At 47.8% G+C, this 22,349-nt stretch carries 17 protein-coding genes; 8 read left to right on the forward strand and 9 right to left on the reverse strand.

Annotated features, from left to right (window positions below; translation table 11 throughout):
• The first annotated feature begins 92 nt into the window (after positions 1 to 92).
• From L0U89_RS14640 to L0U89_RS14660, 5 genes are all read left to right on the forward strand, one after another.
• Entirely contained in the window at positions 93 to 2,648 is a 2,556-nt protein-coding gene (locus tag L0U89_RS14640) for a TonB-dependent receptor (RefSeq protein WP_234862194.1), read from the forward strand.
• Between the two features lie 238 nt (positions 2,649 to 2,886).
• On the forward strand, positions 2,887 to 3,762 hold the full coding sequence (locus L0U89_RS14645; RefSeq protein WP_234862195.1) for a sulfite exporter TauE/SafE family protein: 876 nt from the start codon (positions 2,887 to 2,889) through the stop codon (positions 3,760 to 3,762).
• A 61-nt stretch (positions 3,763 to 3,823) separates the two neighbouring features.
• Complete coding sequence (locus L0U89_RS14650) at positions 3,824 to 4,234, forward strand: RrF2 family transcriptional regulator (RefSeq protein ID WP_234862196.1); 411 nt, start codon at positions 3,824 to 3,826, stop codon at positions 4,232 to 4,234.
• 146 nt (positions 4,235 to 4,380) lie between these two features.
• Complete coding sequence (locus L0U89_RS14655; RefSeq protein WP_234862197.1) at positions 4,381 to 4,872, forward strand: hypothetical protein; 492 nt, start codon at positions 4,381 to 4,383, stop codon at positions 4,870 to 4,872.
• 124 nt (positions 4,873 to 4,996) lie between these two features.
• On the forward strand, positions 4,997 to 6,385 hold the full coding sequence (locus L0U89_RS14660; protein WP_234862198.1) for an arginine decarboxylase: 1,389 nt from the start codon (positions 4,997 to 4,999) through the stop codon (positions 6,383 to 6,385).
• A 74-nt stretch (positions 6,386 to 6,459) separates the two neighbouring features.
• Here L0U89_RS14660 and L0U89_RS14665 read toward each other — a convergent pair whose 3' ends face one another.
• Positions 6,460 to 7,569 (reverse strand): alanine racemase, encoded by a 1,110-nt coding sequence (locus L0U89_RS14665; RefSeq protein ID WP_234862199.1) that lies wholly within the window; start codon positions 7,567 to 7,569, stop codon positions 6,460 to 6,462.
• Positions 7,570 to 7,713: 144 nt separating this feature from the next.
• Here L0U89_RS14665 and L0U89_RS14670 point away from each other — a divergent pair, with 144 nt between their 5' ends.
• Both L0U89_RS14670 and L0U89_RS14675 read left to right on the forward strand, forming a co-directional pair.
• On the forward strand, positions 7,714 to 11,130 hold the full coding sequence (locus L0U89_RS14670; RefSeq protein WP_234862200.1) for a HEAT repeat domain-containing protein: 3,417 nt from the start codon (positions 7,714 to 7,716) through the stop codon (positions 11,128 to 11,130).
• Complete coding sequence (locus L0U89_RS14675) at positions 11,130 to 11,987, forward strand: PIG-L deacetylase family protein (protein ID WP_234862201.1); 858 nt, start codon at positions 11,130 to 11,132, stop codon at positions 11,985 to 11,987. The genes L0U89_RS14670 and L0U89_RS14675 overlap by 1 nt, the downstream gene beginning before the upstream one ends.
• Before the next feature lie 18 nt (positions 11,988 to 12,005).
• Here L0U89_RS14675 and L0U89_RS14680 read toward each other — a convergent pair whose 3' ends face one another.
• From L0U89_RS14680 to L0U89_RS14695, 4 genes are all read right to left on the reverse strand, one after another.
• Positions 12,006 to 13,157 carry a serine hydrolase domain-containing protein gene (locus L0U89_RS14680; RefSeq protein ID WP_234862202.1) on the reverse strand — a complete coding sequence of 384 codons (1,152 nt, stop codon included), beginning with the start codon at positions 13,155 to 13,157 and terminating at the stop codon, positions 12,006 to 12,008.
• 4 nt (positions 13,158 to 13,161) lie between these two features.
• Positions 13,162 to 13,782, reverse strand: coding sequence for a hypothetical protein (locus tag L0U89_RS14685; RefSeq protein ID WP_234862203.1), 621 nt, complete (start codon positions 13,780 to 13,782; stop codon positions 13,162 to 13,164).
• A 97-nt stretch (positions 13,783 to 13,879) separates the two neighbouring features.
• Entirely contained in the window at positions 13,880 to 14,692 is an 813-nt protein-coding gene (locus L0U89_RS14690; RefSeq protein ID WP_234862204.1) for a LytR/AlgR family response regulator transcription factor, read from the reverse strand.
• A gap of 116 nt (positions 14,693 to 14,808) precedes the next feature.
• Positions 14,809 to 15,534 carry a 3-keto-disaccharide hydrolase gene (locus tag L0U89_RS14695; RefSeq protein WP_234862205.1) on the reverse strand — a complete coding sequence of 242 codons (726 nt, stop codon included), beginning with the start codon at positions 15,532 to 15,534 and terminating at the stop codon, positions 14,809 to 14,811.
• A gap of 169 nt (positions 15,535 to 15,703) precedes the next feature.
• On the opposite strand from L0U89_RS14695, the gene L0U89_RS14700 reads away from it, so the two are divergent.
• Positions 15,704 to 16,702 (forward strand): Gfo/Idh/MocA family protein, encoded by a 999-nt coding sequence (locus tag L0U89_RS14700; RefSeq protein ID WP_234862206.1) that lies wholly within the window; start codon positions 15,704 to 15,706, stop codon positions 16,700 to 16,702.
• Positions 16,703 to 16,760: 58 nt separating this feature from the next.
• On the opposite strand, the gene L0U89_RS14705 is transcribed toward L0U89_RS14700, so the two are convergent.
• The 4 genes from L0U89_RS14705 to L0U89_RS14720 all read right to left on the reverse strand — a co-directional run bounded on the left by L0U89_RS14705 (position 16,761) and on the right by L0U89_RS14720 (position 22,285).
• A complete protein-coding gene (locus L0U89_RS14705; RefSeq protein ID WP_234862207.1) occupies positions 16,761 to 17,630 on the reverse strand; it encodes a LamG-like jellyroll fold domain-containing protein in 870 nt (289 codons plus the stop codon).
• A 374-nt stretch (positions 17,631 to 18,004) separates the two neighbouring features.
• Positions 18,005 to 20,710 (reverse strand): phosphoenolpyruvate carboxylase, encoded by a 2,706-nt coding sequence (locus L0U89_RS14710; RefSeq protein WP_234862208.1) that lies wholly within the window; start codon positions 20,708 to 20,710, stop codon positions 18,005 to 18,007.
• Positions 20,711 to 20,971: 261 nt separating this feature from the next.
• On the reverse strand, positions 20,972 to 21,334 hold the full coding sequence (locus tag L0U89_RS14715; RefSeq protein WP_234862209.1) for a DUF2200 domain-containing protein: 363 nt from the start codon (positions 21,332 to 21,334) through the stop codon (positions 20,972 to 20,974).
• 141 nt (positions 21,335 to 21,475) lie between these two features.
• On the reverse strand, positions 21,476 to 22,285 hold the full coding sequence (locus L0U89_RS14720; RefSeq protein ID WP_234862210.1) for an alpha/beta fold hydrolase: 810 nt from the start codon (positions 22,283 to 22,285) through the stop codon (positions 21,476 to 21,478).
• Between the last annotated feature and the right edge of the window lie 64 nt (positions 22,286 to 22,349).

A 22,349-nucleotide genomic window follows, 5' to 3' on the forward strand; every position in this document is an offset into this window, starting at 1 on the left:
TAATCCTGAATCAATATCATACTAAAAAGATATAATATATATAAATTATAACTATGTCTCTCAAGGCCATCAACTATTCAAAATCTTCCAATATGAAAAGAACCATACTATCATTTTTGCTCAGCCAATTCATCCTCGGCTATGCGATCGCGCAGCAGGCCATCGAGGGTTCAGTAAAGGATACCTCGGGAAATCCCATCATCGGCGCAGCAGTCGTCGTGGAGGGAACCAACGACTTCAGTATTTCCGACGACACAGGCAAGTTTTCGATCACCACCTCCAAATCCTTTCCAATTTCCCTAAAAGTGAGCTTTGTGGGCTTCAAGGCCCAGTCGCTGATTTTGAATGCGCCCGCCGCAAGTGCCCTTGATTTCTTGTTGGAAGAAGACCTGATTTTGGCCGAGGTGATGGTGACTTCCCGCCGTCGACAGGAAGAAATCCAAGCCGTTCCAATCCCGATCACCGTGGTAGGCGGGGCATTGCTCGAGGAAACCCAGGCCTTTAATGTCAACAGATTGAAGGAGCTCGTGCCGTCTGTACAGCTTTATTCCTCCAACCCAAGAAACACTACCCTCAATATCAGGGGTATGGGTTCGACTTTTGGATTGACCAACGATGGCATCGATCCGGGGGTGGGATTCTATGTGGACGGCGTGTATTATGCGAGACCTGCCGTGACCACGCTTGACTTTATCGATATTGATCAGATTGAGGTCCTGAGGGGGCCACAGGGTACTTTGTTCGGGAAAAACACGACAGCCGGAGCATTCAATATCAGTACCAGAAGGCCAAGGTTCCAAAACGATGCGACCGTCGAATCCAGCTTTGGAAACTATGGCTTTATACAGACGAGAGGCTCCGTGACCGGACCCTTGAGTAAAACCTTGGCGGCAAGGTTGTCTTTTTCTGGCACTACCCGCGATGGCTTGATTTACAACGAAGCCACACAGGGCAACACAAGTACCCTGAACAACCTCGGGGTACGTGGACAGTTGCTTTTTGTTCCTTCCAGCAAACTCGAAATCCTGTTGGCGGCGGATGCTACCCGACAGCGACCTGACGGATACGCACAAGTTGTAGCCGGAATAGTTCATACAAAGCGTCAGGCATTTAGGCAGTTTGACCAGATCATCAAAGAATTCAACTATCAGCTTCCAAGTACCAATCCTTTTGACAGAGTCATCGACCATGATACCCCATGGCGATCCAACAATGACATCGGAGGGGTATCGCTCAATATCGATGCAGAAGTAGGAGGCGGTACCCTTACCTCTACATCTGCTTGGCGGTATTGGAACTGGGGGCCATCCAATGACCGTGATTTTACAGGACTACAGGCACTGGCGTTGTCACAAGCGCCATCCCGACATGACCAATGGTCTCAGGAAATTCGGTTTGCAGGTGATTTCAATTCCAAACTGAGTGGTGTTATCGGGGTATTTGGCTTGTGGCAAAACCTGAAAACCAGTCCTTACCATACCGAGGAATCGGGGATTCACCAGTGGCGATTTGTACAAAACAACCAGAACCCGCTCTGGCGTACGCCCGGTCTCTTGGATGGCTACGGTATCAGGACCACGAGTGTACTCGAGTCTTTTGGGGGTGCAGTTTTTGGCCAATTGGACTGGGAAGTGTTTGACAAATTCCATGTGCTGCCTGGGTTGAGGTGGAATTATGACGAGAAGAGCGTTGTATTCGACAGGAAAACCTACGGGGGGCTTCAGACCACCGATCCTGCATTGCTGGCTTTGAAAAACTCAGTGTACAATGACCAGGATTTTGCCGTGGACGTGGATGAATCCAACTTTTCGGGTCAAATCACCCTTTCCTACCGTCCGAGCGAGCGTATCAATGCCTTTGGTACCTATTCTTCGAGCTACAAACCTGTGGGTGTCAACCTCGGTGGACTCCCAAGGGAAAACGGCCGTACGATGATCGAACTTGCCCGTATTGCGCCGGAAGAAGTGTATCATTTTGAATTCGGTGTAAAGACAAATCCGACTAGGAATACCACGCTGAACCTTGTCTACCATAATACGACTATCAAGAATTTCCAGACCCTGGTCCAGACGCCGGACCTCTCCGTCAATAGGGGCTATTTGGCCAATGCCGAGGAGGTTGCCGTCCAAGGCTTGGAGTTGGACGGTAATTGGAAGGCCTTGAAAAACCTGTCGTTCTTTGGGGCTTTGGCCTATACTGATGCCAAGTACGTGAAATTCACCAATGCGCCAGTGCCCTTGGAAGAGGTGGGCGGCGAAACTTACAAAGATATTTCTGGCGGGCGACTTCCGGGAGTTTCCAAATGGGCAGGTTCTTTTGGGGGAGAATGGTCTTCGCTCAAGGGCCGTTTCCTCGGGCTTGATGGCCAGTATTTCGTGGGATCAGAATTATTCTTTAGGTCAGAGTTCTCATCCAGCCCATCGCCTTCGCAGTTTTTGAACATTGATGGATATGCCTTGATCAATGCCAGAACCGGCTTCAGGGCCAGCTCCGGGTTATCCTTCTTTGTCTGGTCCAGAAACCTCTTTGATGCCCAATACTTCGAGCAGCTGTTGCCGGGCGCAGGCAATTCGGGACAGTATGCTGCTGTACTCGGGGATCCGCGGACTTTCGGATTCACGGTTCGCTTCAATATTTTGACACAATAATTGATTCAATAGGTTTTTAATTTGGGAAAAGAACCCCGGATGGATTTCGGGGTTTTTATATTGTTTTTGATCCTTTAATACATTGTATAACAATAGTTTAACGATTTGAATACTTAGTATTCGGTGAAGGCTAAAATTCCTGGAAAATTAATTCCCTACAAAAATTATAGGAAATGTTGTTTTGAATTTGTTTTGGCTTTACATTTGGAGAATAATTCCTACCAAAAAAATCGGATATATGGAAAAAGTAATCATCAAACTGAAAGAGGAACCATTATGGTCAGCGTTCTTTGCTTTCTGCTTTGTACTTGTCATCCTCATCAGTTTCAAATCCTTCTCAGGGGCTATTGACGGGTTTGCCGGTATGGATTACGAGATGTTTTTCTGGTTTTTGTTGGTAGGATTTGTAGCTCAGACTATAGACGGTGCTTTGGGTATGGCGTATGGAGTGAGTTCTAATTCCATTTTATTGGGGATTGGAATCCCGCCGGCAGTGGCAAGTGCCTGGGTACATTTTGCACAGGTATTTACAAGCCTTGCTTCCGGGTTTTCACATTGGAGATTGGGCAATGTGCAGTGGTCTCTTGCAAAAAAGCTGTTGATTCCTGGTGTGGTTGGAGCGATTCTCGGCGCTTATTTCCTTTCAAATATCGACGGCAACGCGATCAAGCCGTTTATAGCCGCCTATTTGCTTTTGATGGGTTTGATCATTCTCTCGAAAGTAATCCGTAGAAAAAAGCGTGAATTCAACGCCCAAAGTAAGAGCTTGCCCTATTTGGCAGGAGTTGGAGGCTTTGCGGATGCCATTGGCGGTGGAGGCTGGGGGCCAATCGTCAATTCGACTTTGTTGGGCAAAGGCCACGTTCCCAGGTTCGCGATCGGTACAGGCAATTTTGTAGAGATATTCGTTTCATTGGCTAGCGCCAGCACTTTCCTGTTTTTTGTGAAAGAATTGAGTTTGGCGCCGGTTTTAGGCCTTATCCTCGGCGGTGTGATCGCCGCACCTTTTGCTGCAAGGATTGTCAAGGTGATGAATCCAAGAGTCTTGTTGACTTTGGTCGGCTTGCTTGTGATCATCTTGAGCATCCGCACATTTTACCTAGCGGTTCAATAATGAATGGAGTGGACTGATAGGCGGTGATTTTTTGTTATTTTGGCGGCACAAGATCTACCTCATGCTGTCAAAAAGAGCGAAGTACGCCATCAAGACCATTTTGTATTTGTACGAGCACCAACAATATGTCCCCATTTCGGCAAAGACAATTGCCGAAAACGAGCGTATTCCCTATAAATTCTTGGAGAATATCCTGCGCGAGCTGAAAACCCATCAGGTGGTGAAAAGCCTTCGCGGGGCTGAAGGGGGATACTCGTTGGCAAAAGATCCAAAACAGATCACCGTAGCCCACCTGATGCGCATCATCGATGGGCCGATAGCTTTGATACCTTGCGTGTCCGAGCGGTTTTATGAGGCCTGCGGGGAATGCGTGGACGAGGATACCTGTCGAATCAGAAAGCTTTTTGCGGAACTGCGGACAGAGATGCTGCCCGTGCTCGATAAGTCCATCGTGGAGTTGGCGGGCCTTTGAACCGAAATTTCACCAATTCAGTCATTCCTTTTTTCGCTAAAAAAAAATTAATAATTACCCTATAAAAATGATAGGGTAATTAGGATAATACAAAATGCTTTTTTACTTTTGAATCATCAATGAGATTTTAATAAACGATTATCGTCATGGCAGTTCAGCATCTACAATCCGGCACCCAAATCCAAGAAATATACCCATTCAGGGAGATTTCCAAAAAAGACTTTTCCGGCAGGACTACTAAAGGAGTCAGGGATATACTCGCTGAAGAGTCTATGGTCGAGATTGCTGGACTCGCTGGATTTGGCTTCCCAAATTTCCCCGAGTCGAAGAAAGTATTTCAGGTAGCATATTTCAAAGTAAATGAGTCCTACAAGTCGATTCAGCCACTACTCAATGGCTTGTTGGCGATCGGTCAGCCTTGTAAAGGGTCAGTAGAGTTTTACAGTGAATTGGATACGTTTGCTGTCAAATTCTATCAATCTGAGGAGCGAGACACAGTAGCGTTTTTGGAAAGAGTTTTTTCAGTACTGAAAGAGGAGATGAGATTCAAGCAGATTCTGAAGCGCGTGATCGAAAATCAGGAGCGGTTTGGTAGGGAAAGCCAACTTCTGAAAAGAGAGCTGTTTGCAGGTAACTGATTGGGCATATGATCTTAATGTTAAATTGAGGGAAAGTCCTGCGGGATTTTCCCTTTTTTCATTGGAATAACCAGCAGAATCCGCAATTTTTGCGACTCGTTTTCAAACCGTTCCCCCATTTCCCATGAACAAGTACATTGATCTCATCCAGCAGACCTTTGATTTCCCCACAAAAGAATTTCACGTTGAAAACAATGAGCTTCATTTCAACGGTGTGAACCTGATGGAGATTATCAAGTCTTATGGGACGCCTTTGAAGCTGACGTATCTGCCCAAGATTTCCGAGAATATCCAGAATGCAAAGACCTACTTCAACAACGCGATCGAGAAGCACGACTACAAGGGAAACTATACCTACTGCTATTGCACAAAGTCATCCCATTTCAGCTTTGTATTGGATGAGGCTTTGAAAAACGACATCCACATCGAGACTTCCTCCACCTTTGATATCCCATTGGTGCGTAGCCTGTATGAGAAAGGGAAAATCACAAAAGAGACCTACATCGTCTGCAACGGCTTCAAGCGCGAGCTTTACCGCCAATACATAACAGAGTTGTTGAACGACGGATTTGTGAACTGCATTCCAGTTTTGGACAACCTGACTGAAATCGACTATTACCTCGAGCATGTCAAAGTGCCATTCCAAGTAGGTATCCGTATCGCTGCCGACGAGGAACCCAAATTTGGTTTCTATACTTCCCGCTTGGGAGTCCGATACAACGACATCATCAAACTCTATGAAGAAAAGATTAAGTATAACCCAAAGGTATCCTTGAAAATGCTCCATTTTTTCATCAACTCAGGCATCAAGGACACCGCATACTATTGGTCCGAATTGACGAGGTTTATCCAGAAGTATGTAGACCTCAAAAAGGTCGCGCCGAGCCTCGACACGATGGATATCGGTGGAGGTTGGCCGATCAAGTACAACGTGTTTTTTGACTATGACTACCAGTATATGGCAGAGCAGATCGTCAAAAATATCAAGTGGATGTGTGCCAAAAACCATACGGACGAGCCGCACATTTTCACCGAATTTGGCAGCTACACGGTAGGCGAGAGCGGTGCGGTCTTGTATTCGATTTTGGATGAAAAGCTCCAAAACGACAAGGAACTTTGGTACATGATTGATGGGAGCTTCATCACCCAATTGCCGGATAGCTGGGGTTTGAACCAAAAGTATATCATGCTTGCGGTCAACAATTGGGATGAGGAATACCACAATATCAACCTCGGCGGCCTCACCTGCGACAGCATGGATTACTACAATTCCGAGGCGCACCAATTCAACATTTACCTTCCAAAAATCGAACAGGGGAGAAAACAATACATCGGCTTCTTCCACACTGGCGCTTATCAAGAATCACTTGGCGGCTACGGAGGGATTCAGCATTGTCTGATTCCAGCGCCGAAGCACGTTATCATTGACCGGGAAAAGGACGGCAGCATCAAGCATTGGCTTTTTGCTCCGGAGCAAAAAAGTGAAAGCATGCTCAAGATCCTGGGTTACTAGCATCCGGGTAAGACGATATAAAAAAATGCGTGCCGCCAATCAGCACGCATTTTTTTTGATCGAGCGTATTTACATCAGCCTTGACGTGCGCCTTCCGCATGGTCAATCACCTCCCCGCCAATGCTCAGATAGCTTTCCATACAATCCGCTGTCATGCATGAATGGATCGGCAGGATGCCTAACACATCGCCGATTTTGACGCTTTTCAAAAGCTCCGATGAGGCCTTTATCAGGCCGTGTTCTTGGGAGATGCTTTTCAGAAAAGACCTTTCTTTGGGAATTGTCCATCCGGTTTCAGTCAAGAATACCACTTCGCCGAAGTTTTTTCCTCCGTCAGGCTCAGGGAGATAGTCCTTTGAGAGGTGTACACCGCCGCCGTGGACCAGGATTTCGCCCCTTTCTTTTTGGATATCCACCACGGGAACCGCAAGAGCGACGGCGACTTCCTCTCTTGTACAACTTCCCAAAGCCACCTGCATCATATCAAAGAATACAAAATTGCCAGGACCCATTTCGTCGATATCCCCAAAATCCTCCATCACCGCACATCCCGGCGTGTCTCCAGTTCTGGTGACCAGTTTGGGGTACTCGCTGCGGTATTTGGCTTTGAGCATGCCCAAAGCTGCCCGGGTTTGGTCATAGACCGCTTCCTTGTCTTTCTCATAATAGGTATGTCCAGCATGAAGATAGAAGCCCCTGAACTTGAGTTTGTCGGATTTTTTGGCGGTTCGGAGGATGGCTTCAATTTTTCCAAAATCGGAAACGTGCACGCCAGTCCTGCCGTAGCCCGCATCGATTTCAATAAAAAATCCCACGGGGTTTTCGAGTGCGTCGACCAGTGTTTGGGTCGTGGTTTCGTTGATCAGTTGGACGGAAAGGGATTGGTTTTTGGCCAATCTATTCAGCCGTTTCGCCTCGAGCGGATTAAACGGAAATGCAATGTGGATATTTTCCCAGCCATGTCCGCAGAAGTATTCGGCCATTTTGATGGAGGAGACGGTGATTTCCTTGATTCCATAATCCTTGGCCCATTCACCAATGACGTGAGATTGCGCTGTCTTGAAATGCGGCACGAGTTTCATTCCATTTCTCTTGGCCTTTTCGGCCATTTTTTGGAGGTTTTTTCTGCAAATCTGTTCGTCAATCAAGAGGGTCGGCGAAGCGATATGGGTTAGGTAGGACATGGCGATTATTGATTTGTTTTGAAAGTAGGTAAATCAACCCAATCAAAAAATGAAATTGTGCACCGATTATCAAAATTGTCAACTGCCATTTTCCTATTTTGGTAAATTGTTTTCGGAAATCCATCGTAAAACATCCAAAAACCTATGAGACCCAATTTACCCTTAGTCGTTTCCATTTTTGTTGTAGCCGGATCCATGTTTGGTTCTTGCAAGAAAAAGCAGGAAGAGCCAGTAGACCTAAGAATTACCCAATTTGATTCGGGAATTGTGAATCAAAAGGCCTCGGAATTGGAGGCGACCATTGTGCCGACGCTGAAGGAAGGCCTCAAAATGTCTGTTTGGGCAGTGGATTCGATGATTATCGATCCGGTTTCCATTTATGTAGACGAGGAAGGTGCATTGTACTATGTAAGCTCTGAACGCCTTGGAATATCTGAATTTGACATCCGCGGCCATCAAAAATGGGAAATCCCATCGATCAGCTGGCAGACCTATGAGGATCGGAGGGCTTTCCTACGGAAGGAATTTGCGCCAGAGAGAAGCGCTGAAAACGAATGGCTCACGGATCTCAATAAAGACGGCTCTCACGATTGGAAGGATTTGATGATCGAAAAGGAGAGCGTTTTCAAGGTCAGGGACACTGACGGCGATGGACGGGCAGATTGGACTCAGCGGGCGGTATATGATTTTCATGAGGAAATCACGGACTTGGCCCTAGCGGTCACCAAACACGAAGGCGATCTTTTTGTCGGCGTCGCTCCCGATTTTTGGAGACTTCAGGATGAGAATGGCGACGGTATTTTTGAAAAGAAAACATCGATTTCCAATGGCTATGGCGTACATGTGGGCTTTGGTTCACATGGCATGTCGGGTGCAAAAGTCGGTCCTGACGGAAAAATCTATTGGGGAATCGGCGATATCGGATTCAATGGCACCGATAAGGACGGCAATGTCCACAAGTATCCCAACCGTGGCGTCGTCGTCAGGGCCAATCCCGATGGAAGCGACTTTGAGGTTTTTGCAATGGGTGTGCGCAATACCCACGAGTTCACTTGGGATGAGTACAACAACCTCATCTCAGTCGACAACGATGGAGACCACCGCGGAGAAAGCGAGCGCTTGGTCTACCTCGTCAATGGTTCGGACACAGGTTGGCGTATCAATTGGCAGTTTGGAAAGTACAGGGATCCCGACAATAATACCTACAAAGTCTGGATGGATGAGAAAATGTACACGCCAAGACACGAGGGTCAGGCTGCCTACATTACGCCGTGTATCATCAATTATGTCAATGGCCCTACAGGAATGATCTACAATCCCGGCACAGCCCTATCCGAACGCTGGAAAAACCACTTTTTCGTGGTAGAGTTCGTAGGGAACCCCGTTCGTTCGGGAATCCATGCATTCCAGCTGAAACCAAGCGGGGCCACCTTCGAATTGGCAAAGACCGAAGCGATTCAAAGAGGAGGTGTGTTGCCAACTGGAATTGATTTTGGACCAGATGGATCAATGTATGTGGCGGACTGGATCAATGGCTGGGGAGCCAAGAATTACGGCCGAATCTGGAAGCTCGACGATGAGGAAGGACAAAATTGGGCCGCAAGAAAAGAAACTGAACGCCGCATCAAGTTGGATTACTCGAAAATGGACGAAGCCGAATTGGAAGACCATCTGTACTACGAAGACATGCGGATCCGTCGCAAGGCACAGTTTGAATTGGCAAAAAGGGGAGACAAAGGTGCCAAGGTTTTTGAAAAAGCCATGAACCAGACTTCCAACCAACTTGCCCGGGTCAATGCGATCGTAGGTATGAGCCAAATCGCAAGGATGAAGGACGAGAAATACGCGGAAAAGATCATTCCATTGTTGAAGGATTCGGATCCTGAAATCCGCGCCCAAGCTGCCAAGTGGCTCGGCGATATCAAATATGAACCTGCTGGCCAATTTATGCTGGCACTTATGGTGGACGAGTATCCGAGGGCAAGGTTCTTTGGTGCGGAGGCAATCGGTAGAATCGGTTATCAACCCGGTTTTCCATCCTTGGTAGCGCTCTTGGAAAACAACGACGACCAAGATGCCTATATCCGTCATGCGGCTTCCTTGGCTTTGGCAAGGTTGAATCAGCCTGATGAATTGGTGAAATTGGCCACTGAACCCAGCAACGCGGTCAGGTTGGGTGCTGTTTTGGCATTGAGACGGCTGGAACATCCGGGGATTGAGCAATTTCTCAAAGATCCAAATGAATACATCGTGACTGAAGCTGCCCGAGCCATCAACGATGATTATTCCATCGAAGCCGCACTGCCTGCATTGGGCGACTTGTTGGTGACGACTTCCTTTTCCAATGAAGCCCTTATCCGTCGCGCGATCAGCGCCAACCTGCGTGTCGGGACGGAGAAATCCATGCAAAACCTGGTGACTTACATACAAAAGCCGGATGTACCCTTGCCACTGCGTCAGGAGGCGATTGATGCTTTGGGCACCTGGACCAAACCCTCTGTTTTGGATAGGGTGGACGGCCACTACCGGGGCGAGGTGACACGGGATGGCGCTTTGGTCAGAACTGCTTCATCGGCTGCATTACTGCAGATGTTGGCCAACAAAGAACCTCAGTTGCGGATTTCCGCTGCAAAGGCGATCGGCAGATTGAGTATCGTAGAAGGTGCTGAGCCGCTGTTGGCCATGGTGAAATCCGACCGTTTCCCCGAGGTGAAAATCGCAGCCATTCAATCCCTCGCGAAGATGAATGCAAGTACCACCGCAAAAGGCATTGAATCGGCTTTGGCTGATACGGATAAATCGGTGCGGGTGGCCGGACTTACGTTGTTGGATCAATTGGACTTGGATAAGGAACTCAAAGTCAAGCTGTTGATGGAAGTCATCGAAAAGCGGACTACGGAAGAGAAGCAAGCTGCCTTGGTCGCATTGGGTAAAGTACCCGTAGAAAACACCTCGGCTAGTTTCGAAAAGTTATTGGCACAAATGTCCGCCGGGAAATTGCCGACAGATATCTTGTTGGAATTGTCGGAGGCTGTGGATTCTACAAAAGATAGCGTTTTAATGGAGAAGTACGAGCACGCTTCCAACCAACTTTGGAAGGGTGACGCTCTGGCTTCCTATCAAAGCAGCCTCAATGGGGGTGATATCGCCAAAGGACGCAGCATCTTTTTCCAATCCCAAACTGGACAATGCATGCGCTGCCATGCTTATGATGACATGGGCGGAAATGTAGGTCCAGCCATGAATGTAATTGCGAAGCGGCTAAGCAAGCAGGAAATCCTGGAATCCCTTATCGACCCGAGCAAGCGGATTGCACCGGGATACGGGGTGGTTACCTTGGAACTTGACAACGGAAAAAAGGTAGTAGGTGTCCTTGCAGAGGAAAACAGTAAGTCTATTTTGGTCAAACAAGGAGCAAGTCCTGACACCCTTGTCATGAAAGCAAATGTCAAAACCAGAAAAGACGCGCCCTCCAGCATGCCGGATATGAAGGCGGTACTGAGTCGCAGGGAAATCCGGGATTTGGTCAGCTACCTCGCCACCCTGAAGGAGGATTTCTGATGAAATCTGTCGGGCTGATATTTCTCCTTGCCGTCTTGGTGATGATCCTGCTGACAGCGGGCGGAATGCTTCTGGGGCGCTGGATGCTTCACCCGGGCGATATTCCGGTGAAGGCCAGCTTGGTACCTGATGAGCCCAAACAACGGTTTTTGGCGTTTTTTGCCCACCCCGATGATGAGATTGCGATGGGTGGCACCCTCATCGGGCTTTCGGAAGCTGGGCATGAGATCGTGTTGGTATACCTGACCCGGGGCGAGGCGGGTCCTACTAACGGACTCGTACCTCAATCCGAATTGGGGGCCACGAGAACAAATGAAATTCAACAGGTGGGCAAGATTTTGGGCCTACATGCACTCGAATTGTTTGATTTTCCCGACAGCGGGCTGAAGGATGTCTCGATGGACACTATCAAGCAGGTAGCACGGGAAATGATCGCCAAACACCAGCCCGATATCCTGTTGAGTTTTGACAGCGAGGTGGGTTTGTATGGACATCCCGATCATCGGGCAGCATCTAGAGCTTTGGAAGAAGTGTTTCTGGAAGGAAATGGGCATCCCGGATTTTCTCCAAAACAGTATTTTCAACTCACGCTTTCTCCCAAGCAGATTGCCATCGCACTGGAGATCTCCCCGGGCTTCCAAAAAAACTATCCGAAAGAGGGGAGGGGACTGCCGCCTCCCGACTTTTCCGTGCTTACGACCCAGCATTTTCCGACCTTGGTCCATATGATGGAAGCCCATGCCACACAGCAGCAGGTATTCAGGGACTTGATGCCGTATCGCGAAGAATTGCCTCAGTTTGTCTACTCCAGGGTATTTGATCGGGAATACTTTTGGGAATTCGGAAAGAAACCTTAAGGCGCGCTATCAATTCCCCTACTTGAGAAGGACTTGATAGATATGCTCCAAAATTTCCTCGGCTTTCTCATGAATAGGGCTGGCAGTCACGGTGCCCAGGTTGATGCCCATAAATACATAAAGGTCTTTTTCTGGAAAATAGTAGAGCTGTGTTCCGGATCCCAAACCTCCGCCACTGTGACCCATTCCCTCCTGTCCAGCAAATCTCCCCAAGTCCAAACCGAGACCGTATTCTTCGACGCCCTTTGCGGTTTTGACCCAAGACTTCATTTCCCGAAGGGAGTTTTCGGAAATCAATCTTCCTTCCATCAGCCCTCTCAGAAAGAGAATGGCATCCTCGGTCGTACTGATAATGCCGTCGTCTCCGATCATGGAAGCCACATTGTTCCACTGGAATTGAGAGATGTTCTCGATTTTTCCATCACTGAACCGGTCCCAATAACTTTGGACAATGGCCTCTTTGGCTGGTGATTCAGGGGAAATCCGATAGAATGTATTTTGAAGACCCAATTTGTCGAAGATTTGGGTTTTCATGAAAGCTACATGGTCTAAGGTCAAGTGGTCCATCAAAAGTGCCAATACGAGGTAGTTGGTGTTTCGGTAAGAATACCTGCTTCCTGGCTCGAAATCGAGCTTTTTCGAATTTACATAGCCCAATAGCTCCATGGGCTCAAAGACTTTGTCGGGGTTTTGAAGCAATCGGGTGACATACAGCGGTACGTCGTTGTATTCGGGAAGTCCAGAAGTGTGGTTGAGGAGCATGCGCACCGTGATTTGTTCCGAATCGGGCAGCAAATCCAAAACCTCCGCAGGAAGGTATTGGCCAATCTTTTGGTCCAATTCCACCTTTCCCATTTCCGACAGTTGCATCACGGTGACCGCCAGATAGAGCTTGGCGATGCTTTGGAGATAATGGCCTTGGCAAGTCCCCATGGGAACCCTGTCCTCAATGCTGGCACATCCTGCGGCATAGTGCTCAAATTTCCCTTTTTTGTACACGACCGCTACAGCTCCGGGGATCCCGGTTTTCACCAGCGTTTCCAGCGCATCCTGCAAGGCCGGATTGGCAGCTTCGTTGGGTTTGTCGGCACAGGCCCTGACAGACCAGTCCTGCGCATGTACCTGTATCCAAAAAATGCCCAATAGGATAGAAACAGCGTATGTTTTCATGGATCTAGTCTACAATGGTGTTGGAATAGTTGGGATGGATGCGGCTGCCAAATTGGATCAGGGATTGCGGCATGACGGGAATGCTTGCGTTGTATTTGGACACAAACAATACCTGATAGCCTACAAATGGAGAAACAAAGGTCTTGTCGCTGTAGGAATAATAGCCGCCGCCGATACCTACCGGAATGGTCAACTTGCCTTTTCTGCCGTGGGGAAGTTTTTCCCATTGACCATCCTTCATTGCCCAAGCATCGCCCGGCCGCTTGGCAATCAGATACCCTATACCGGCCTTCAGCTCGCCAAACACACCCGATCCAAAACCTGGCCTCCAAGCAACTTGGGTGGTCAGGTGAACACCGTTGCCGCTCGCTTTATTTTTGAACAAAACGACTTCAAATTGCTGTACCCAATTTTGGCTTCCGTTGTGGCTGACTTCGGTTCCGATGCCCAGGCCGAAGTTCTTGAAGTTGGAGCCCATATTCCGGAACGGCATGCTGATGGCGTGGAATTGCAGCGATACAACAATGGGGAAATTGCGCCAATCTTTTTGAAAGTCCTCTTGTGCGGAAACTTCCGGGAAGAGGACGCACAAGAGGAGCAAGATTAAAATGAGGTTTTTTTTCATCGTTTTTTTTCGCCAAAAATAAAAGCTGAAAATAGCCCGATGCAGGACCGGGATAATCGAAAAGCTTGAAATGATAGGATTTTCACCCTGAAATGCATCATGCAGGAATAAACCAAGCACGAAATGCAGCCGCTTTGATCCTGCTGATGCTGAGTTCTGGAAGGGATTTGGTTTCCATGGCAAGTTGGATTTTCAATTTTCCATTGTCAATTCGGGAAAATCCTTTGATCGCCTGCCGATGGAGAATGGCCTGTCTGTTGATGCGGAAAAATGAATCGGGAGGAAGCGTTTGTTCCAAATTATCGAGTGACTTGTCGAGGAGGTATTTTTTCCCTGCAAAGGAAACAAGGCTGACATAGTCGTCTTCAACGATTAGCATGGCGATTTCCGAGTCCTTCACCAACAGGCTTTGGTTGCCAGTCTTGACCAAAATCCCCTTTTTCTCGATCTCGGGCTTCTTTTGTCCGGCCATTTCCAAGCTCTTGTAAAAGTAAATCCCGATGTACACGCCGTTGATCACAAAAAACCAAATCCCGATGATAACCAGGTCCATGGAGTAGAAGTCGATCGGGGCAGGTTCGTTTTTGATCAGGATACTCAGGATCTCCGTCGAAATGGCGATAAAAGCCAGTCCTGCCAAAGTCGTGAGCACAACCTGTAGGAGGATTCTTTTGCCTATGCCGGCTTGGTAGGGGAGCCTGCGATCCAACCAAAAGATGATCTCGCGGACAATCAGCCAAGCGGCGTAGCCTTGGAGCGTATCTATAAGATAGCGGATTGCAAAGAAGCTATTGAACTGGATATTGGAATAGGTCAGGTAAAAATTGATTGCGGAAATCACGGGAATGGCAAGCAGGAAGATCCATACTTCCGGTGAGTAGAAGCGCCTATTTGCCGAGTTTTTCTCCATTGGTCTTAAAGGTCAATCGATTTTGGGCAATTTAGGAGATAAAAATGATGAATTTTTATACCCAAAAACAGGTTTGACCAAGCTTCGATAGTAAAATCCCAATTAAGGTACTCATCCTAGAGAACCTTTACCTTGATGTTCCTAAACGCAACACCCTTTGCCCAATCCTGCAGCACGATATGTCCGCTGATCCGTTTGCCAAATTCCGGAAAACCCTTGAAGTTGCTTTCGGCCACGCTTGCCTGCCATTCTGCTGAGGTAAGGTCTTTCTCCGCGGTGAGGACACCGTTGAGGTAAAACTCGATTTTACCGTCGACCTGCCGGATGCGGGATTGGTTCCACTGTCCAAAAGGGAGGGATTCTATCCGGTTTTTCTGCGCATCAAATCCATATAAACAACCCGGGCGCTTTACATCATTGGTGTAGTCCTGATGGGAATTTTCCAAAAGTTGGTACTCTGGACCTGAAGCCCAAGGCGTTGGGATATCTTCCCGCTCGAGCACGTTGATGAAGACGCCACTGTTGCCGCCTTTGGTCATTTTCCACTCAAATTTCAACTCGAAATCCTCGAACTGACGGTCTGAGACCAAGTCGCCCGTCTCCAAGGACATGTTTTCAGGGTTGCTGTAGAGTTCGCCATCCTTGACCTGCCAGATAGAGGCTAATTTGCCTTTGTTGTAGACATGCCAGCCATTGGTGGTTTCCCCATCAAAAAGCAATTCCCAGCCTTCGTTTTTCTCCGCTTTGCTGAGGGAATTGGGGCCTTCTGCCTTTTTTCCACATGCTTGGAGCAAGAGGATGGTCAACAAAAGTAGGAGTCGATGGCTTGGTGTACATTTCATTTTTCGGTTTGGGTTAGGGATGATGACAAGGATAATTAGGTTTGAGGGAAATTCAAATCCGATTTACACGGGCAGGTGGGCATCGGGAAGATGATGTACAGGAATTTTTCCTTCAGAAATTTATATTGATTGCGAGAAAAATGTGGATTTCATTTTAGATTGGTATACCATGAAAAAAATCGAAGATTCGGAAGTCCGTTGGGGTATTTTGGGTGTTGGCAACGTCTGTGAGGTCAAATCCGCACCTGCCATGCAGATCGTCCCCCATAGCAAATTGGTCGCTGTCATGCGCCGCAGCGAGGAAAAGGTACGGGATTATGCCCTTCGCCATGGCGTACAGAAATGGTATACAGATGCCCAGGCATTGGTGGAGGACCCGGAAGTCAATGCCGTCTACATCGCGACGCCTCCGCACATGCACCTTCCCCTGACCAAAATGGTCGCCGCGGCAGGTAAGCCAGTCTATGTCGAAAAACCGATGGCGAGGAACTATGCCGAATGTGTGGAAATGATCGCCGCTTGTGAAAAGGCACATGTGCCGCTTTATGTGGCGTACTACCGAAGGGCCTTGCCCCATTTTCTGAAGATCAAGGAACTTTTGGACAGGGGTGCAATTGGCGAGGTCCGCAGCGTCCATATCAACCTGAAGCAGGTCCTGAAACCCGATTTAATCGTCCATTTGGAAAACAATTGGCGGGTGGACCCCGAGATAGCAGGAGGGGGGTATTTCTTCGATTTGGCTTCCCACCAGTTGGACCTGCTTGATTTCTTTTTTGGACCAGTCATTTCAGCCAAGGGATTTTCTGCCAACCAAGCCAAAGCCTATGCCGCCGAAGATATCGTCACGGGTTCATTTGTATTCCAAAATGGCGTGCTCGGTACAGGCAACTGGTGCTTTACCACTTCCCGTCATTCCGAGGTGGATGAAACCCTCATTTATGGAAGCAAGGGCATGATCCGGTTTGAAACCTTTGGGAAAGGAGCATTTGAGCTTTGGGACGAAGGGGATTCTCCCACCATTCACGAATTGGAGCTGCCAAAACATATCCAACAGCCTTTGATCAGCAGCATTGTGTCCGATCTTTTGGGCACGGGAATTTGTCCATCGACGGGTCACAGTGCAGCCAGGACCAATTTGGTGATGGATAGGTTGGTGGGGAGAGACTAGCAATAAAAGGGAAGGCAGCATAGGTCTTTTCCCTCATCACCTGCTGCAGGATAGTGGATTAAAAACTAAGATCAGCGAATTTTTGCAATTCCTCTTCCTCTAGTGCTCGATCAAAAACCGCAAGCCCTCCGATAGACCCTTTGAAGAAATTGCCCATGCCCCTTCGTAGCAGAACTGCGCCGACGGTGAAATCCGATCCATTGTTGCCAAGCCCCTCGGGAAAAAAGTAAGGGTTTTTACTTTGGACCAATCCATCCGGATACCCTTCAAACCCGGCGGTATGTTCTATCAGTTCGGGATCACGGGCAATAAACTTCCCGTTGAGGTATGATCTGATATGGGTGCCATCATAGGTAAATGCAGCCAAACACCATTCGTTTACAGGAACTTCCTGCGCGCTTGCGGAATAATCGATTGAATAGGGAAAGGGTGGAGTCGGTTTTCCGGTCTTGGAAATATGACCACAAACCTGGTTTCTTCCGTTGTAGTGCGGCAACGATATAAACAAACCATATTGGCGTTTGCCACCGTCCTGATATTCGTTCCACATGCCGCCTAAAAAGCCGGTTTGTTCGCCGCTCCATTTTACCCAAGCTAGCACGGTCACCGTACTGCCTGGTCCATGAATATTCAATTTTCCGGTTTTGTCGTTTGGTAGGCTGAGGAAGGTTGTGCCATCAAGCTTGATCGAATATCCGGAAACTGGACCGTCCTCCACTCTTTCCACCTTCCCACCCTGTTCATAGAGCCGGAATTTCCCCTTTCCCCTGGCTTTTCGGGGTTTGCCGCTGGGCTCATCAAATTTCCACAGGGCAACCAGATTTCGCGTGGATTGAATTGTCTTTTCTAGAGCCTGCTTCTGTCCTTGTGCCGAGATCGTGCCTAGGGTGAAAAAGCAGATGATCGTTGTGGTCAAGATCCAGCTCATTTTTTCCATATAGTTTCGAAGTGTAGTAAAAGCCGTTTGTTATAGCCTAGGTATTCTTACATCAAGCAGCAAGGAAAGTAAACTCGAATTCCCGAGATCCATAATCTGACGCGATTCAATTTACGATAGTAATGAGCTAATGCAAATTTGATGAAGGCGCAACCAGCCTATCCGATCGAGATCAATATCCCTCCATTTACGGTCACCTCCTCCAGTATCGCAATCTTGAAAATCTTGGAAATAAATGCCTGATTTTGGAATCAATACTGAAGACGATTCTTTTTCTTCCCACATTGCGGACCGAATATTTTACTTGGTTCTTTGGGTTCCTTAATCTGCCTAATTTCGGATAAATCAAAATCAAGGGACAGTAATCACCCCGTATTTTTCAATCCACTGGACAGCGCGTTTACCAGACTCAACAGCGTGGTAAGTAATTTTTCCTTTTCTGCGCTGGATTCATCTGGAATTGCTCTCCATTCCTTTAAGTAATGGATATGCAACTGGTGCAAAAGCAGCAACTTGGATTCCCTCCATTTGAGATTGTCGTATTGTCCGTCCCGCCGGCTTGCGGCAGGCTCATCAAATACCTCCTCGATCATTGCCAGTCCGTTTCGATAATCATTCAAAATCTTCTGCATGAAAAGGTTCCTTTCTGACTCATTTTCGTCCAACGCGGCGTACCAGTTCATTACCGCATCGTTTGCAAGTATCAGGTTGGTTTCGGTTTGTATCAACAGGAATTTCAAAAAACTCCAATCAATGGCGCTTCGCTTCAACTCTCGGAAAGCGTCTGGTTTTTCGGTCTTTAATTCCAGTAAAGCCTGGCCAAGTCCATACCATCCTGTGAGTGAAATTCTGGAAAGGTTCCAGCTAAAGACCCATGGAATGGCCCTCAGGTCATTGAGTGTTCTGGTGCCTGTCCTTCGAGCGGGGCGGGAACCTATCTTGCTGCGCTCCAATACATCAATGGAAGTAGCCTTTCCATAGAAGTTGATAAAGCCGGGCGTTTCGATCAATTCCCTGTAGTGTCTAAAGGACCTCTCAGCCAAAAATTCCATCGTGGTGCTTGCAGTCCCATTTTCTGCAGTGCCGTTTTTACTAACGACAATATGACGTGCAACTCCCGAGGCGAGTGCGTTGATATTGTGGGTGGCAGTCAGTGGGTTGCCAAAAAGCTGCGCCACGGATTCGCCTTGTACTGTGATTTTGATGCTCCCATTGACGGAATTTTTTGGCATACTCTCCAAAAAACGGTGGTATTTTCCGCCTCCTCGGCTGATGGTACCCCCGGTGCCGTGGAAGAAATGAACCTCAAAGTTATTTCTTCGTCCCACTTCCGAAAGTGATTGTTCTGCTTTGTAAAGATTCCATTTGCTCGCAATCGTGCCACCATCTTTGTTGCTGTCACTGTAGCCCAGCATTACCTCTTGCTGACGATGAAGCTTGCCGGCACGCAGTTGGGTGATCGGGTGTTGTAGGAATTGTTCCAAAATCACAGGTCCGTGTTGCAGGTCTTCAATCGTTTCGAACAATGGCACTACGCGAATATCCGTTTGCAGTAATTGCGTCTCCTGCATAAAAAAATAAACCGCAAGAAGATCACTGAGGCTTCTTGTCATACTGACGATGAACGATCCGATACCTGCAGAACCATACGCGTTGATGTGCTGACGGACTACCCGATAACAGTCGAGGATATTGTCTGCTTCAGCACCATAGGATATTGTAATATCCGTAATTGGGGTTTGCTTGCTAAGAAGTTCGCTCAGGAACTCAACCCGCTTTTCCTCGGCCCAATTTGCAAAATCTACATTTGTATAGCCAGCTCCAGCGAGGATTTGGGAAATCGCCTTGTCGTGAAATGCGCTGTTTTGCCTGATGTCCAATTTGGCCAAGTGGAATCCAAAGCACTTCAATGCCCTTTCCACCGGGAAAATCAAGTCCTCTACTATCATGGCCATGCCATTTTGCAGTAAAGACTCTTTAAGAACAGCAAGATCAGTTTCCAATGCCTGGGCTGATTTGAAATAGGCACCTGAGTCAGCATTTTTTTCAGAAACTGTGTTTTCTAATTGGAGGATGATCAGGTTGACAAACTGGCGCCAGGGTTCGATGGGGTTTCTTTTAATTGCGGTTGTCGCCGACTCGCCGAGCGTTCTGGATTTTTGGGCAATTGCTTCCTGAAGCTGTGCGGGAGGGGGATTGGTGATGCCTGATATCGAGAGTTTCTTTGCCAATACCATCAATTCCTCCCGAATGAGGCCCAATGCGGTCTTACGGTGGATCAAAAGAGTCTCTTGGGTTACCGAAGGCGTGACAAAGGGATGTCCGTCCCGATCACCCCCGACCCAGCTGCCGAATTTTATTTTTGGAAAAGCGTCGACATCCTTGATCTTTTTGGGGTCAAAACCCAAGGCAATCCAGGAATTTTTCAACTGCTGATCGCTTCTTTGGATTACCATCGGGAATACCTTGCTGAGGTAGTGGATGACATTTGCACGTTCATCCCTGATGTCGGGTTTCTCTAGATAGATTTCACCAGTCCTCCACCACCGCTCCAGTAGTTGAATGATTTTTTCCCGGATTGCAAGCTGCTCCAATTGGCTGAGCGAGGGGTTTTCCCGCTGGACGAGCAGCAGGTAAAGCTCTCTGTGTATTTCGATGACTGTAATCCTCTTCGCTTCGGTGGGATGTGCCGTAAGTACAGGATTGACGGAAGTTGCCGAAATGGCCTTCAACATTTCATCTTCAGATACTCCTTGCGATTTCCAAATTGCCAGTGCCTCGGCCCAAGAACCTCTGATTGAAGCGATGCTTTCCCTATCCTCCAATTTTCTCCGGTATTGGGTTGCAGCATTTTCCTCCACCAATGTCATCAACTGGAAGTAAATGCTCAGGGATTGGATCGTTTTCTCAATGGGGATTTCACTTGATTCCCAGCTACCCTCAGGTTCCGATTGAACGATCTGTGCGGCGACTTTTTCTTCTTGAATTCGGGTCAGCATCTCGCCGTAGCACTCGATTATGAACTTCCTGTCCTGGGCGAGTTTTTGAAATGGGTCCTTGATGCTTTGCATGGCTTGATTCTGTGGCGTTTTTTGGAGAAATAGACTTTTTGCGTGGCGTCGATACGCAATTTCGAAAACAAAAAATTGGGATCGTAATTTTTCCCTTGACAAAATGGATAAGAGATTATTCTGACTGGGATAAGAAGTTTCTATCTAATTGCTTTTCTAGACACTAACTTCTTGATGTCTGCCGAGCGTTGACCTAAAAACCGATTGGATGGATTGGAAAAGGAGAATAATGGTTGCTTATTTTTTTCAAGAGTGCCCATTTCACCCCCTCATAATCTTCTCAAGCTTCTTCCCTTTCGCCAGTTCATCGACGATCTTGTCCAAGTACCGCACTTGCTGGGTCAGGGGATTTTCGATTTCCTCGACGCGGTACCCGCATATCAGGCCCGTGATCAACTTCGCGTTGGGGTTCAATTTGGCTTGGCCGAAAAATTCCTCAAAAGTCGCCCTGCTGTCTATCAGGTTTTGCAGCCTAGACTCATCAAAGCCCGTCAGCCACTCGATGACTTCATGCAATTCCTGCTTCGTCCGACCTTTTTTCTCCACCTTCGTTAGGTAGTGCGGATAGACTGAAGAGAAAGTCATTTTAGCGATGCGCTCGTCGTGATGGGCTGTGGAGTTCATAGTGGTGGTTTTTTGTCAGGGTTCACATCAGTATGGACTGAGAAAAAAACTACTCCTCAAGGATTGGAATAGGTTTCAAGCACCAATTTAAATCACAATATCCGCCTTTTCAAAGAAAGTTACCATCAGATGTTTCACATCTCACAATTGCATCAGCATATTTGCCAGCTGCTTTGGCTTGGAAAAGAAAGGGGAGTGGCTAGATCTGATCTTCAGCACTTTTTCGCATTGTACCCGTGTTGGTAGGATCGATTTGTCAAGATCCTTGCTTTCGGTACAGAGGATATAATATTTGGGAATGGCTCCATATACGCCGTCGCTGACTGATACGGGTGTCCCGAGAGGTGCAAATGCCTGCCGACTCAGGCGCTCGTGCGCAAATTCCCGATCGGCCTGACTGCAGTCGTTGTAGAACAGGATATCAGCGATTTCTGGCTTAAATGTGCTCGTTTTTCCGTCTGCACCCACTATAAGTCCCGCCCCAATGGTTAGCCGTGTGCTGTCTACCGGCAGGCTACTTTCGATCATCCGGGCCAAGGAACTTACAGATTCACCGTCTCTAGGAAGAAACGCATCCAGGTACACCAGCTTGTCAACTTTTTCCTTGCCCAAAACCTCACCTGCCTGAGAGATCACGGTCCCACCCATGGAATGACCCACCAAGATAATCTTGCCCTCCAACCTGTGGGCAGTCTCCGTCACTTTGGAAACATAGTCGTCAAATGTCACCGTACTCGCGTCGGTGGTATCGGCCCCGTGGCTTGGTAGATCAATCGCAACAACCCTGTAGCCTTTGGCCTCCATCAAGGGGACAATTTTGTCCCAACACCAGGCACCGTGCCAGGCACCATGTACCAAAAGATAGGTTTTTTCAACGTTTTGCCCGAACGAAACGGTTTGTAGACTAAGGAAAAGGAGAAAGCTGATGAGCGGCTTCATGTGCTGTATCATGATCAGAGTTGAAATTGGTATTCTTGACAATTTATTGATTGAAATGGCTTTGCATGCAAAACAT

This window comes from Mariniradius sediminis (assembly GCF_021491425.1).
Lineage (GTDB): Bacteria > Bacteroidota > Bacteroidia > Cytophagales > Cyclobacteriaceae > Mariniradius > Mariniradius saccharolyticus.